We start from the raw sequence: 14,923 nt of genomic DNA, 5'->3' as shown, positions 1-14,923 counted from the left end.
AATTCTACCATTTCTTTTTGGGGGCAAAGAGTTCATCCAGTTCGTCCCGCTCAAGTGCACGTTTTCTCGCGCGGTCTTCGGCGTTGGCGTTCTTGAGGTTATCCTGAATGGCCTCCAGCCATTCCTGCACGTTTAGCAACCGTGCTTTCACATATTCATCCGGTTGGGACTGACTTTCCAGCGCGGTACTGGCTTTTTCAAAGTATTGACGTGCTGAGCCGAGCATACCGGCCTGCAGGGCACTGCGGCCCCTGCGGATCAGGGTCTCGACATTGATCCTGAGTTGAAGGCGTTCAAGCATTTTGTCTTCTTCAACATAGGTTTTAGTATCAATTTTTCCCTTCGAATGCTCTGAACGAAGCAATACACGTAACTTTTTAACCGCCTGAATGTACTGAATAATTAACTTATCGTTATCCGGGAGGGAAAACTCGATTATGGGGGGGGGCGAGTCATCGGCGGATTCTGCAAGCTGTTTGGCATCTTCCATTCGCTGTTTCAAATCAGTGGATTTGGGGCTTACTTCCTTCGCTATCAATAACGCGTTGTAGATACGGCGATGCAGAATTTTGATTAATCGTGGAGTAACAGGCATGTGCCCGCACGCCATCAACACGTTTTCGGTTTCATCGATTATGCTGCGTTGTTTGGCTACTTCGGCCCGCTTCTCCGCTTCTATTTTGGAGCGGTGTTGCTGAAACGCATTGATAAATATAGCTGCGATCACCAGCACGACGATTAGTATTATTATTGTCGTAAACATGTCTGCTTCCGTCTCATTACCCTGGTACTGCCTTGCGGAACAACCGCTTATTCTCTTTTCCTTTATACTATGTCGGCAGAGTTTACGGTAGTTTTACTTCAAATACACTTCCGCCTAACATGCCACCGTTAGAAAGGCTGATTTTTCCGGTATGTTGCCCCCGACAATGGGCTTCTACAATCAGGCGGGCAAAATACAGCCCAAGTCCGGTGCGGCCCTGGCTAACTTGAAATTCAGACAGTTGCGCAAGGCTTTTGTCCAGCATTTCCTGGGGGTATCCGGGCCCGTCATCTTCCACCCGCATCACCAGTTGCTGATTTTCGCTATGAGCACTGAGACGAATGCGGGATGTGCCGTATCGAAGGGCGTTTATTACCACATCGTTGACCAACAAAAACACCAGTTCGCTGTCCAGGTACCAGGTTAAATCATTGTCGACTTCAATGTCGACCTGTATGGATTTTTGCTCAGTGTATAAACGGTTTGCGCCAATCACGTCTTCGAACAGGTCACTGATAAAACATTCATCCACGGTTATCGGCAACGCATCCAGTTCTGAACGGTACAGAGACAGCATTTGTACCAGGTTGGTATTTAATCGCGACGCTTCGTAATGCACGCTGGCAACCTGGTTTCGGGCTTTGTCATTATCGTCGGGGAGTTGATGGGAAAGATCTTCAATTGCCTGCAATAACAGGCATAGCGAGTTTTTCATGTCGTGGGCAGCAGCAGCCAGTACAGATGAAAAATCCAGTTGATTTGCCGTAGAATTTTGGTCAGACATGGAAAACACCGTCGATCCAGTTTTAAACCTTATGCTAGTATCTAATAAATTTTTGCTAATTTCCTGACTTTTTGAAATAAGAGATGCTCAGGATGATAAAGTTTATGGCATTAGTGGGTTGTTTTGGTTATAACCTAAACAACAAGTCAGGTCGGCCCAGCAGGAAAGGGACAACAGAGCATGAAATTACAGCAGCTGCGTTATATTGTTGAGGTGTTGAACAACAATCTGAATGTTTCAGCGACAGCGGAAAGTCTGTTTACTTCACAACCGGGGATCAGCAAGCAGGTCAGAATGCTTGAAGATGAGTTGGGAGTTCAAATATTCGGGCGCAGTGGTAAGCATCTGACCCATGTAACCGATGCGGGGAATGACGTTATCAACATCTCCCGCGAAATCCTGGCTAAAGTCGAAAGCATCAAAGCGGTGGCTCGGGAGCATACGCTGCCGGATCAGGGCAAACTGAACATTGCCACGACCCACACGCAGGCGCGCTATGCGTTGCCGGATGTAATCCAGGGTTTTATGAATAAATACCCTAAGGTGTCTTTGCACATGCACCAGGGTACGCCGTCGCAAATCTCTGACCTGGCAGCGAAAGGTGAGGCGGATTTTGCGATTGCTACGGAAGCACTCCACTTATATAACGATTTGGTTATGTTGCCGTGTTACCACTGGAACCGCAGCGTTATCGTTAATAAAGAACACCCGCTGGCGAAAAAAACTTCCATTGATATCAGTGATATTGCCAAGTATCCACTGGTTACCTACGTATTCGGTTTCACCGGCCGTTCTGAACTGGACCAGGCTTTTGAACGGGCAGGGCTTACGCCGAAAATTGTGTTCACTGCCACCGATGCGGACGTTATTAAAACCTATGTTCGTCTGGGCGTGGGTATTGGTGTGATTGCGTCCATGGCGGTTAATGAAGAAGCAGACTCCGATTTGGTAAAAATCGATGCCAGCCATCTGTTTGATTATTCCACCACCAAAATCGGGTTCCGCAAAGGTTCTTTTCTGCGTAGTTACATGTTTGATTTTATTGAGCGTTTTGCGCCGCATCTGACCAAGGATAAAGTCGAAAAGGCGATGATGCTGAAGAACAATGACGAAGTAGAAAAAATGTTCAAAGGGGTGACGCTGCCAGTGAAATAGCAGCGCCACGGACTGCCGCTAACATTCAATAATGTTCACAGCCAGACCGCCACGAGCGGTCTCTTTGTATTTGGTTTTCATATCATTGCCGGTTTCACGCATGGTTTTAATTACCTTGTCGAGGGAAACCTTGTGTTCTCCACTGCCACGCAGGGCAAGGCGGGATGCGTTAATGGCTTTGATGGCGCCCATGGCATTGCGCTCAATACAAGGTACTTGAACGAGCCCTCCAACCGGATCGCAGGTAAGACCAAGATTGTGCTCCATACCAATTTCTGCCGCATTTTCCACAGCAGAAACGCTGCCTCCCATAATTTCAGTCAGTGCGCCGGCAGCCATTGAACAGGCCACGCCAACTTCGCCCTGGCAGCCCACTTCTGCACCGGAGATTGAAGCGTTTTCTTTGTAAAGAATGCCAATAGCTCCTGCGGTCAGTAAAAAACGACTGGCGGTTTCAGCATCAACCGGGCGAATGAATTTATCAAAATAGCGTAAAACGGCAGGAATGATCCCGGCAGCACCATTGGTCGGTGCGGTAACTACGCGGCCGCCGGCGGCATTCTCTTCATTGACTGCCAGGGCAAACATGTTTACCCAGTCCATGGTTTGCATCGGATCACTGGTGTGCTCGGTTTGTAACCGGCGGTGTAACCCCGGAGCACGGCGCATTACCTTAAGGCCACCGGGCAATATCCCTTCGCTTTCAATTCCACGCTGGATACAGGCTTTCATGACCAGCCAGATGTCGTTTAACTGGGCTTTAACTTCGTGAACAGGGCGAAGGGCCGCTTCGTTTTTTAACATCAGTGAACTGATACTCAGGCCCGTCTCACGACAGAGATCGATTAACTGAGCTGCACTCTTGAAAGGGTAGGGAACAGCAGCCTGCTGAGTAATTGCCTTCTGCCTGGCTTGATCAAAGTCTTCGTCCTTGATGATAAACCCACCGCCAATACTGTAGTAAGTTTGTTCACGAATTACGGTGTCGGCGTTTTTCGCGCAAAACGTCAGCGCATTGGCATGTCGGGGAAGGGATTTGCGACGATGGAATACTATCGCATCTTTATTCGGGAAGCGGATTGTGTGTTCACCATTCAGGGCTATTTTCTGTGATGTGTGAATGGATTCCAGCGTGGTCTCAATAGTGTCTACGTCTATTGATTCGGGCAGTTCGCCAAGCAGGCCCAAGATTACCGCTTTCCCGGTTCCGTGACCTTTGCCGGTTTGGCCCAGCGAACCGTACAGCGACACTTTAACCCCGCTAACCGACTCCAGAAGACCATCCTGGCTCAGTTCAGCGACAAATTCAGCCGCAGCGCGCATGGGGCCAACCGTGTGCGAGCTGGACGGGCCGATACCGATACTGAACATATCAAAAACACTGATCATAGCTGGGTATTCCTTGGTTTTGGGCATGAATTCTGGTTGCCCGAATGAGCCTTTTATAGTGTACCGATCATGCATACAGATGATCGCAACTACAATACAGAAATGCTAATGACAGGATAAGAAAAGCTAATGGGTTGTAAACAAAATTGGTACAGCCGTAAAAAGGTGCGCTGAATGCTGTTGTCAGGATAAGAAACGCTCAGTTTTGCAGATGGTGTGAAAGGGTTCGAATCATGGCTGCTGTTGCGCCCCAGATCATGCGTTGTTGCCAGGGTATGAAATAGATGGGGTGCACACTGCCTAACCGGTGGCTGTGGTGTACCAGGTGATTGGTGTGATTGATGAGATAATCCAGAGGAGCCCAGAAGGCACTGGCGACTTCATTACTGTCGGGTTGCAGGACAAAATCATCAATGACGCTCACGACAGGAGTAATGCGAAATCCTGAAATTGTCCTGTAAGCAGGCAGGGTGCCAATGATCTGCGCATGTGTTGGCGGCAGACCGATTTCTTCCTGGGCCTCACGTAACGCCGTATCAAAGAGGTTGTTGTCGTTGAGTTCGGCCGCGCCGCCCGGAAAGCTTATTTGGCCCGGATGATGGCGCAGGTGATGGGCACGCTCGGTTAATAACATTTCCAGCTGGCCGTTGAATTCCCTGAGAGCGATAAGGACGGCAGCGGGTTTGCCTGCAGACGCCAGCGGGAAGTCCGGTTCCGGATCAATCTGGCGTACATGGTGAAAACGTTGCAGGAACTCTTTCCTATTCAAACGTTCCCTCCAGTACCGGCAATATTCTGGCGACCTTGTCGAAAGTTTCCTGGTATTCCGAATCAGGCTGTGAATCCAGCACAATGCCGCCACCGGCCCAACAGTGCAGTTGTCCTCTCTCTGCCAGTAAAGATCGGATGCAGATGCTGGAGTCCATGTCGTTTTTGAAACCAAGGTACATCATGCTACCGCAGTAAAGGCTACGGCGATGTGGCTCGAGTTCTTCAATGATTTCCATCGCCCGGACTTTTGGTGCGCCTGTAATGGAGCCGCCGGGAAATGCACCAGCGATCAGGTCCAGGGGGGACTCGTTCGCTCCGAGCTCGCCTACTACGGTACTGACCAGATGGTGCACTGCAGCGTAACTTTCTACTTCAAACAGATTTGGAACTTTTACCGAATGGGGGCGGCAGTGTTTACTTAGGTCATTACGCAGCAAATCGACAATCATCAGATTCTCAGCGCGGTCTTTTTCTGAATTGAGCAGTTCCTGTGCGCTCTGGCTGTCCATTGACGGATCTGCATACCTGGGCCGGGTACCCTTGATGGGTTTGGTTTCTACATATCCGTCCCTGACTGCAAGAAAGCGTTCCGGTGAGATACTCATTATGCAGCTTTTTTCCAGCCGCATGAATGCAGAAAAAGGCGCCTTGTTGGCTGCCTGTAACCGCGTGTAGGCATGCCACTCAGAGCCTTCGTAGGTGGCAGTGAAGCGCTGTGCCAGATTGACCTGGTAGGCGTCGCCCGCCTTCAGATACTGATGGATCTTGTCAAGCGCGGCCAGATACGCGCATTTATCAAAATTGGACTGCCAGTTTGCAGTTAATTGGAAATGGCCGGCATTGGGCGTGGTGTTCTGGATCCAGGATTCAACGCAAAAGGCCGGTTCGCTGTCCAGTCGGCAGTCGTATAAAGTGCCTGTGTGGGCGTCTTCTATCAAAGCCCGCTGATAAATACCCACAGCCATATCCGGGCACAGATACTGGTCCTCTGCGGTGGCAGGGATGGATTCATAGTAGCGCCCGAGGTCGTAGCTTAACAATCCTGCTGCGCCAATCAGAAAGGGCAACTGACTCGCCAGTGAGCCAGATTCGGTTGGCAGGCTGACGTCCGCAATGAGTTTTTGGTGCTGCTGTTTTACCAACTCCAGCGGTGGATCCGCCCACTGAGTCTGTTCCCCGCTTTTTTTATCAGTTACTGTGGTAATGCCATTGCGCGCGGTGATGGTAGAGATGGGATCCCACACCATAATGTTAAACCGGCCGTTGCTTTCGGTGCTGTCCGATGTGTCGTATAAAATCGACCAGGGGCTGGATTCAACCTTTTCAAATAACCGGTGCAGGGAACAGCCTTGTGTGTTTTCGATAACAGAAATTTGAAGGGTGCGAGGTTGAGTCTTTGGCATAAAATGGGGTTAACAATCACTACATTAATAAATACGAGTTATTTAAACAGGGCACCCCTGAGAGGAGGTGAAACTTCGGTTGTACCACGGCAGACGGAAATACCCGCAACCGCCGTTGTTACAACAGGATTTATTTGGAGCCTGTTCGTCAGTTGCGCTAGTATACGCTTTTTTAGCACGCTTAGACCACGGTAAGGCGAAAACAAGAAGAGGACCCCATGACCGTTATTCGTCAACAAGACTTCATCGACAGTATTGAAGATGCTTTGCAGTTTATTTCTTACTACCACCCGCTTGATTATGTTAAAGCGGTAGAACAGGCGTATCTGAAAGAGCAAAGCCAGGCGGCGAAAGATGCGATGGCCCAAATTCTGATTAATTCCAGAATGTCGGCAGAAGGCAAGCGCCCAATATGTCAGGATACCGGTATTGTTACCTGCTTTGTGAAAATCGGTATGGCGGTCAGCTGGGACAAGACGGACATGACAGTCCAACAAATGGTTGACGAAGGTACCCGACGTGCTTATACCAATCCTGACAATCCGTTGCGGGCCTCCATAGTTGCCGATCCTGCCGGGGCGCGCAGTAATACCAAAGACAACACGCCTGCGGTGGTGCACATTGATATGGTGCCGGGTGATAAAATCGAAGTCATGATTGCGGCCAAAGGCGGCGGTTCTGAAAACAAATCCAAAATGGTGATGCTCAACCCCAGTGATGACATCGTGGAATGGGTGGTGAAAACCCTGCCTACCATGGGGGCAGGCTGGTGTCCGCCGGGAATGCTTGGTTTAGGTATTGGCGGCACCGCTGAGAAAGCCGCGGTTCTTGCCAAGGAAAGTCTGATGGATCCGGTGGACATTCAGGAACTGATGGAGCGTGGTCCGCAAACAACGGACGAAAAGCTGCGCCTGGAAATCTTCAAGCGCGTGAATGACCTGGGAATAGGCGCACAGGGCCTGGGCGGCCTGACTACCGTAGTGGACGTAAAAATAAAATCCGTGCCTACCCATGCCGCGTCAAAACCGGTGGCCATGATCCCTAACTGCGCAGCAACCCGACATGCGCACTTCTATCTGGATGGCAGTGGGCCTGCTGAGCTCAAAGCGCCTAAACTGGAAGAATGGCCGGAAGTAACCTGGGAGGTTGGTGCCAATACACGCCGGGTTAATCTGGACGAAGTGACCAAAGAAGACATTCAGGAATGGAAGGTGGGTGAAACCGTATTGCTGAGTGGCAAAATGCTGACCGGCCGCGACGCCGCTCACAAACGTATTCAGACCATGCTGGAAAATGGTGAAGGATTGCCTGAGGGCGTTGACCTCACCAACCGGTTTATTTATTACGTGGGCCCCGTTGATGCAGTGGGTGATGAGGTGGTAGGCCCCGCAGGCCCGACTACGGCTACCCGTATGGACAAGTTTACCGATATGATGCTGGAAAAAACCGGTTTAATCGGCATGATTGGAAAAGCTGAGCGCGGGCCGGCCACCGTGCAGTCTATTGCCGCGCACAAAGCCGTTTATTTGATGGCCGTAGGCGGTGCGGCTTATCTGGTATCAAAAGCCATCAAGAAGTCCCGGGTTGTGGCCTTTGAGGATTTGGGGATGGAAGCTATCTACGAATTTGAAGTGGAAGATATGCCAGTAACCGTAGCAGTGGACAGCACCGGTGCAAATGCGCACCAGACCGGTCCGGCGGTCTGGAAAGCGAAAATCGCCGAACTGGATGCCGAATTGTCTAAGTGACAGCGGCATTAGCGTCGTAAAGTGCCCGGTTTGGGGCATTCGAACGACGTTGTTAGGGTACCCCTGTGGTACCCTTTTTGTATCAAAATGACATGGAATTATGATGATTGCAGTTGATCTCGTGCATGTATTGTTCGCCCTGGCTGGCGTTCTGCTGGGGGCATTAGTCGCCGGGTTGCTGGTCCGCAGAAAACTCGAACAGGCGTTAGCACAGGCTACCAGCCAGCTGGATTACCAGCAAAGCCAGTTGCTCCAGAGTAACCAGGAACTCCAGCAAGGCCGTGAACAGATACTCGGCATGCAATCCCAGTTGGGCGAACTAAATCAGAAAGCACATCAACTTTCCCGAAGTGAACAGGACTGTGCAGACCTGCGCGCTGAGCTAAAAACCGCGCTGGCAGAGCAGGGTAAATTGCAGGCCCGCCTGGATGCACAGGCGGCTTCGTTTGCAGAAGCGAACAAAGCCAGTGAAGAAAAACTGGCTTTGATGGCTTCTGCTGAGCAACGCTTGCAAACCCAGTTTGAAAACCTCGCCAATCGCATTTTTGAACAGAAGAGCGAAACTTTCAGCAAGCTGAACAAGACCGGGCTTGATGCGTTGTTGAATCCGCTCAAAGATCAGATTGAGGGCTTCAAGCGCCAGGTAAACGATCAGTATGTACGTGAAGGGCAGGAGCGGGCGTCGCTCAAAACCGAGATTTTAACCCTTAAAGAGCTTAACCAGAAGATAACCGAAGAGGCATCGGCATTAACCAAGGCATTAAAAGGCGACAACAAGCAGCAGGGTAACTGGGGTGAAGTGGTGCTTGAGCGTATCCTGAAAGAGTCCGGGTTACGGGAAGGCCACGAATTTGAAACCCAGGTGTCGGCGCGAAGTGATGAAGGTAAGTTGCAACAACCGGATGTGGTGGTGCATTTGCCCAATGACAAGGATGTGATCATTGACTCCAAGGTTAGCCTGTCAGCCTACGAACGTTTTTTCAATGCTACTGATGAAAACGAGCGCCAGCGCCTGCTGAATGAACATGTTGCGTCATTGCGCAATCACATCAAAGGCCTGGGCAGTAAGGACTATCATGAGTTAAAAGGCCTGAAAACCCTCGATTATGTACTGATGTTCATCCCCATCGAACCGGCTTTTTTGCTGGCAGTTGAGGAAGACCCGGGGCTGGTATCTCTGGCTTTGAACCACAATATCATGCTGGTGAGCCCCACAAACCTGCTGGTTGCCTTACGAACCATCAACAACATCTGGCAGTACGAATATCAGAACCAGAATGCACAGAAAATTGCCCAGCATGCAGCCAAACTTTATGACAAGTTTTCCGGGTTTGTGGGTGATATGGAAAAAATCGGTCGGGCGCTGGAAACAACACAAAAGCACTACGATGGCGCGCTGTCGAAACTGAGTTCCGGGCGCGGCAATATGGTGCGCCAAATCGAGCAATTCCGTAAACTGGGTGTTCAGCCAAGTAAGAAATTGCCTGATTCGGTTACCAGTCAATACGACGAAGACGACACGAGCGAGTAAGTTTCCTCTTCCGCGACGGAGGCACAGACAACCTGGTTCCGGCCCTGAAGTTTTGCTTTACGCAGAGCCTTCTCTGCAAGTGTAATCAACTGCTCCAGGCTGTCGGCCTGGCGGGCCTCGGCACACCCTATACTTACGGTGAGTGGGGGAGTGTGGGCGCGCCAGCGGCTTTTGGCAAAAAGCGCACACAATTTACTGGCAACGTGCCGGGCGTTTCGCAGCTCATTTCCGGGCAGTACAATCAGAAATTCCTGGCCCCCCAGCCGGGCTGCAAAATCACACACACGCACCGCCCGATTGAGTAGATCCCCCACAAACGTGATGGCAACGTCACCCTGCTCGTGACCATACATGGTGTTGATGCGTTTGAAGGCGTCAAGGTCGAGTATAAAAACTGAAAAGGTCTTATTGGTGATCTTGTACTCTTGCCACTGAGATTCGAGTTGCCTGAATGCCACTTTACGGTTGGGCAATCCGGTTAACTGGTCCCGATCAGCGAGGTGTTTCATACGTAAAACCAACCGGGTGATTGTGGCCGCAATGCCGCTGCAGTTGAGCAACAGACAGAATGCGATGTACAGCCAGGCTACGGTATTGGAACCTGCTGGCTGAAGGGGGGCCACAGATGTGTTGTCTGCAGCGAACAGCAGGCCGCTTACCAGCACGTAAAGTATACCGGCAAGAAGCAGATCCGGTATGGCGAGCACGCGGGCCATCCAGGCTGAAAATTCCAGGTGTAGTGATATGTATTTAATTCGCGCAGTAAAGAGGGTGATAACGGCAGCAAGCAGGCATATTAATGCGTTCAGAAACGTATGATTGCTGGCGCCGAACAGGCTTGCTACCAGGGCAATCCCTGCAATCGCAACCACACCTGTCACCAGCCTGGGATGAATACTGCGGTGAAACAACTGGCAGATTGCCAGCTTGTAGTAAACCAGGGCAAAAAGCACACCGATATCCGCCAGAAGCCAAAGGCTGCCGGCTTCATCAGGTTTCTGCCAGTTGGAAAACAACATTGCGAAGATCAAAAACAGATTTGCAATTGCAAAGCGACTGCTGGCCCGCCGGTAAACCCGTAACGGAATGCTGAGCAGTAACCAGGTGAATGATGCCAGCCCGGCGAGTAACACGACGACGTTAATCAGCTGAAAGTTGGCATTGGTGAATAGTGATGTGTCCAAAACAGGTCATCCCTTACCGAGCCCCAAACTAAACGGAGTTGTTATCCCTAAACAAAATAAGTATTAGGTTATATCCTGAAAAATACCTAATATGAACTGATTATATTTTAACCGTTATGAAATTGAAAACGCTATTCTGCATTATTCAGTCAGATTCACAATCAAAACCCCGCAGGGGAAAGTGACGGGTATATGTGTGGGCGTTTAAACATTACCGATTCTCTGGGCGTGAGAGCACTGTGCGAACAACTTGAAATTGATCTCTGGCCAGCCACGAATATGCGCTTCGGCCGTTTCATACGAGCAACAGACACGGTGTCGATTGTTTTTGAACATGGCGGAAAACGGTTGATGCAGGAGGCCACATGGTGGTTGCTGCTCGACGCTCAGCGACAGAATGGCACGACAGTGTTCAAACCTTCACGCTACACCTCCTTCAATACCCGTTATGATAAACTTGATCGCCCAGGTTCGGCGGGTTACGCGAGCTTTCGCCAGCAGCGGTGTGTTATTCCGATCACCGGATTTGGTGAAACTGTGCACCGGGACGGAAAAAATTTTTATTACGATATCAGCGCCCAAGACGGTATGGCTCTTGGAGGGCTATACCGAATCTGGCGCAGTGTCAGTCCGGATGGGACAGTAACTGAGCAGTTTTCCTGCTCAGTAGTAACGTTGCCGCCACACCCCAAGATGGCGACGCTCCATCCGAAATCCTGCCCATTGATGCTGTCAGTACAGGATGGCAGCGTATCGCAATGGCTGAGTTGCCATGCCACTCATACCGGGCAATTAAAACCGCTATTGCAACCAGCGATTCGCCAGCGGTTGTGTGCACAGCAAATTGACAAACCGTCAACTTACCAACCGGTTGGCGATTTTTTCTGGCTCGATGCCGATTAAAACCCAAGGTTCAGATTGTCCGGGTGGCAACCGCCGGCGGCACCTTCGCAGCTTTGAGTGCCGGGCCCAGTGCGGCAAGTTGGCCAATTATCCAAAAGACAATGATCCCGGCTGGCAGGTAATACCAGTCAAGGGGCCGAACAGAAAACCATTCTATCAGTGCCATATTGAGCCCAACGGTTAAAATCACCCCAAGTGCAATTCCTGCTGTACTGATCAACCAGTTTTCCAGCAGGAAATAGCGAATTATGGCGGCCTTACTGGCACCCAGCGCGCGTCGGGTGCCAATTTGTTTTCTGCGGCGGTTCACATTAAAACTGGCCAGCCCAACAATGCCCATTGCAGTGATCACAACAAGCAGGACCATTACCAGTGAAAGTATCTTAATCATGGCGCTATGATGACGATAACTGCGCTCACGGGTGTCGGTTAACGTAGTGACATCCCGGATAATTCGGTCCGGATAACGATCAGAAAGCGTCGCTTCCAGCGTTGCCATCATAGTATTGAGATCGCCCGGTTCGGTGCGGATCAGGTAGCGTGCAGATACAGTATCCATTCGCTCAGGGCTTAGCATGGCGTGCTCCAGATTTTCCCAGCCTATCCATGGAGCTTGAAGTTTTTCGATGATCCCTTTGATGATGACCGGTTCGTCATCGCCAATATAAATGGTCTTGCCAACGGTTTCCTGCCAGGGCGTATCAGGAAACAGGCTGTTTGCCAGCGCTCTGGTGATGATTGCGGTATCCGGCCAATCTGGCTGATTGCGCGCACGCCAGCGAACCTCAGAGGCTGTAAACGGCTCACCGGCAATCAGATTGGCGTTCAAGGTTGTCAGTGCATGGTCATCAACCAGATAATTGGCCGTGCCAACATCTTCCACATCATCGCCAGGTTCAGTGGTCAGGCTCATGGACCAACCGCCACCGCTGATGGGAATCGCATTAATCTGTACTGCATCGACCACGCCCGGGGTATTCCTGATCAAGTCCAAATCTTCGCTGATTACCCGGCGTGACTCAAAATTGGCACCAAAGCCGGTACTGGTAAGATAGAATGTATTGTCTTCATCCAGACCGCTTTCACGCTGCATCAGCGCTGCTCGTTCAGTAATGATAAATACGGCGTTTACAATGATTGTCATGGTAACCGCCATCTGCAGGGCAATTAACAGTGCACCTACCTTATTGCGCAGAAGGGCTCTGAGAATAGGCCCGATTTCCAACTGGCTCATAGTGCCTCTCCTCGTTACTGATTTTTAAGCTGGCTGGCAGGGGGAACACTGCATGCACGCCAGGCCGGATAAGAGCCGGCCAGGATACTGACCAGTATGCTTAGCAAAATGGCGACACTGATCATGGTAAAATCCAACGTAGCCAGTTCGCTTATGAAATCCCCATACAGGCTGCGGATGCCAATTAATCCCACATTTGCCAGTATAAGTCCGAACAGACCTCCCAACACGCCAACCAGAGCCGATTCCAGAATGTACTGGGTGAAAATGGCCTGACGGCTGGCACCGATTGCACGGCGCAATGCGATATCGGAGGTACGGGTCGAAAATTTCGACAGCAACAAGCCTACGGTATTCAAAAGGCAAACCAGTAAAAACAGAAACGCCAGCCACATCATGATTTGCGCGTCGTCTGCGACGACTTTTTCGTTTTCCATCCATTGCATGACATCGGAAAGCCGATTGTTAATAGGGCGAGGAAAGCGCCCAAGGGCTTTCTGTTCTTCTGCATAGGCGTTGAGGTAATTGAAGTATTCTTCCCTATCCGCCGGGGTTGGCAGCTCAACCCACATCTGAAAGTTCACGCATTCAGACTGCAAAAAAGCCTCAAACCCTTCGCCTTCGGGTGATTTCCAGCAGTTGGTGTTACCGCCATTGGATAACTGCAGTGTCTGCTTGAAATAAAAAGGGATAAACACATCTTCAACGCTCTGAAACGCATCAGTAGTGACATCGTAAAACCGGGGAACCAACACCCAGTTATCCAGTACGCCTGTTACCCGGAATTGCGTGTTCTCAATAGTTACATAGCGGCCGACAGAATTCTCTCCGCCAAACAGACGGTCGTTAATTGGTTTGCTCAGCACTATTACCGGGACACGTTTGTCATCGTCGTTGGATGTCCAGCCGTTGCCGTACAAAAAGGGGGCGTCAAACATGGGGAAGAAATCGGCAAAATTGAGGCGTAATGACGCCAGAAAGGGTTTTATGTCAGGGTTGCCGGATTCTATTACAGCACCACTACTGGCCATGGCAGACTGGCGGTAAGCCTTGGCCGCAGACATGAGTTGGGTAGCATCCCGCCAGGTCAGCTGATCGGGTGGGTCATTGGGTTCCCGGGCGGCAGAGTAGGGGCTCCAGTTGTCAAGTTGCACATAGTAGAGCTGCTTGCTCTTATGCGGAATAGGGTCTGAAGACATGAGGTAATTAATGGTCAGTGTGGTCATGCTGGCGCCGATACCCAGTGCAATAGCGAGGGTCATAAGGCTGCTCAAATACGGGTTACGCCTCAGGCTTTGAAGCGCAAGTCTCAGGTAATAGGAAAACATACAGAGTCCTTACTGGTTGCTGACAGCCGGGATCGGATCGGGCAAATCTGAGGAGCAGATTCGACCGTCTTTTACTATCACAGTCCGCGCCGTCTGGCTGGCCAGTTCCGGGTCGTGTGTCACCATCACAATGGTTGTGCCTTGGCGGTTAATTTCCTTGAGCAGGGCCATAACACTTTGTGCCATTTGGCTGTCAAGGTTACCGGTCGGTTCGTCTGCGAGCAAAAAACGAGGCTCACCGGCGAGTGCTCTGGCGATGGCAACACGCTGTTGCTGCCCCCCGGAAAGCTGCGAAGGTAGGTGTTTCATGCGGTTGGCTAATCCCACGCGCTCAAGACTCTGTGTGATCCGCTGGTGGCGTTCGGCTGTACCAAAACCGCGATAACGTAGTGGGACATCGACGTTGTCATACAGGTTAAGGTCGGGGATGAGGTTGAAGCTTTGAAAGATAAAACCGATTTTTTCGTTTCGCAGGCGACTGCGCTGTCGATCGGTCAGGGCGCTGACATCCTGGCCATCCAGGAAATACTGCCCACTGGTGTAGGTTTCCAGTAGGCCGGCAATGTTGAGGAATGTGGTTTTTCCGGAACCGGATGGCCCGGTTACCGACACAAAATCACCGTCTTTAACCTGGAGGTTGAAGTCCCGCAACGCGTGCGTTTCCACCAGTTCGGTACGAAACGATTTTTGTACATTTTTCATCAATAACATGAGCGCTCCCTGAGTGTAT

The 14,923-nt window shown here is 50.7% G+C and carries 13 protein-coding genes; 4 read left to right on the top strand and 9 right to left on the bottom strand.

The window, feature by feature from the left end; all coding sequences use genetic code 11:
* Positions 1-4: 4 nt before the first annotated feature.
* Together DXV75_RS07905 and DXV75_RS07900 are read right to left on the bottom strand one after the other, a co-directional pair.
* Positions 5-763, bottom strand: coding sequence for a hypothetical protein (locus DXV75_RS07905; protein WP_115592870.1), 759 nt, complete (start codon positions 761-763; stop codon positions 5-7).
* An 82-nt stretch (positions 764-845) separates the two neighbouring features.
* A complete protein-coding gene (locus DXV75_RS07900) occupies positions 846-1,547 on the bottom strand; it encodes a sensor histidine kinase (RefSeq protein WP_115592869.1) in 702 nt (233 codons plus the stop codon).
* A gap of 180 nt (positions 1,548-1,727) precedes the next feature.
* On the opposite strand from DXV75_RS07900, the gene cysB reads away from it, so the two are divergent.
* Positions 1,728-2,702, top strand: a complete 975-nt coding sequence (gene cysB / locus DXV75_RS07895; protein WP_115592868.1) for an HTH-type transcriptional regulator CysB — start codon at positions 1,728-1,730, stop codon at positions 2,700-2,702.
* Positions 2,703-2,720: 18 nt separating this feature from the next.
* Here cysB and DXV75_RS07890 read toward each other — a convergent pair whose 3' ends face one another.
* The 3 genes from DXV75_RS07890 to pabB form a co-directional block, all read right to left on the bottom strand.
* A complete protein-coding gene (locus tag DXV75_RS07890; protein ID WP_115592867.1) occupies positions 2,721-4,091 on the bottom strand; it encodes an L-serine ammonia-lyase in 1,371 nt (456 codons plus the stop codon).
* A 199-nt stretch (positions 4,092-4,290) separates the two neighbouring features.
* Complete coding sequence (locus tag DXV75_RS07885; RefSeq protein ID WP_115592866.1) at positions 4,291-4,860, bottom strand: CoA pyrophosphatase; 570 nt, start codon at positions 4,858-4,860, stop codon at positions 4,291-4,293.
* Entirely contained in the window at positions 4,853-6,265 is a 1,413-nt protein-coding gene (gene pabB / locus DXV75_RS07880) for an aminodeoxychorismate synthase component I (RefSeq protein WP_115592865.1), read from the bottom strand. The genes DXV75_RS07885 and pabB overlap by 8 nt, the downstream gene beginning before the upstream one ends.
* A gap of 218 nt (positions 6,266-6,483) precedes the next feature.
* Here pabB and DXV75_RS07875 point away from each other — a divergent pair, with 218 nt between their 5' ends.
* Both DXV75_RS07875 and rmuC read left to right on the top strand, forming a co-directional pair.
* Positions 6,484-8,013, top strand: coding sequence for a fumarate hydratase (locus DXV75_RS07875; RefSeq protein ID WP_115592864.1), 1,530 nt, complete (start codon positions 6,484-6,486; stop codon positions 8,011-8,013).
* Between the two features lie 100 nt (positions 8,014-8,113).
* Entirely contained in the window at positions 8,114-9,544 is a 1,431-nt protein-coding gene (gene rmuC, locus DXV75_RS07870) for a DNA recombination protein RmuC (RefSeq protein WP_115592863.1), read from the top strand.
* On the opposite strand, the gene DXV75_RS07865 is transcribed toward rmuC, so the two are convergent.
* Positions 9,514-10,728, bottom strand: coding sequence for a GGDEF domain-containing protein (locus tag DXV75_RS07865; RefSeq protein WP_115592862.1), 1,215 nt, complete (start codon positions 10,726-10,728; stop codon positions 9,514-9,516). The two genes, rmuC and DXV75_RS07865, sit on opposite strands and share 31 nt — an antisense overlap.
* Before the next feature lie 192 nt (positions 10,729-10,920).
* Between DXV75_RS07865 and DXV75_RS07860 the strand changes: the two genes are divergently transcribed.
* Positions 10,921-11,631, top strand: coding sequence for an SOS response-associated peptidase family protein (locus DXV75_RS07860; protein ID WP_115592861.1), 711 nt, complete (start codon positions 10,921-10,923; stop codon positions 11,629-11,631).
* Between the two features lie 10 nt (positions 11,632-11,641).
* On the opposite strand, the gene DXV75_RS07855 is transcribed toward DXV75_RS07860, so the two are convergent.
* From DXV75_RS07855 to DXV75_RS07845, 3 genes are read right to left on the bottom strand one after another with little or no spacing between them, the layout of a single operon-like run.
* Positions 11,642-12,865, bottom strand: coding sequence for an ABC transporter permease (locus DXV75_RS07855; RefSeq protein ID WP_115592860.1), 1,224 nt, complete (start codon positions 12,863-12,865; stop codon positions 11,642-11,644).
* Between the two features lie 14 nt (positions 12,866-12,879).
* The gene (locus DXV75_RS07850) at positions 12,880-14,193 is read right to left on the bottom strand and encodes an ABC transporter permease (RefSeq protein ID WP_115592859.1); all 1,314 of its coding nucleotides are present in this window, start codon (positions 14,191-14,193) and stop codon (positions 12,880-12,882) included.
* Positions 14,194-14,202: 9 nt separating this feature from the next.
* A complete protein-coding gene (locus tag DXV75_RS07845) occupies positions 14,203-14,904 on the bottom strand; it encodes an ABC transporter ATP-binding protein (protein ID WP_115592858.1) in 702 nt (233 codons plus the stop codon).
* Positions 14,905-14,923 lie beyond the last annotated feature (19 nt).

This window comes from Alteromonas aestuariivivens, assembly GCF_003367475.1.
GTDB classification, from domain to species: Bacteria; Pseudomonadota; Gammaproteobacteria; order Enterobacterales; family Alteromonadaceae; genus Alteromonas; species Alteromonas aestuariivivens.
Note: the sequence above shows the minus strand (reverse complement) of the source record. Positions and strands in the feature narration are given on the sequence as shown.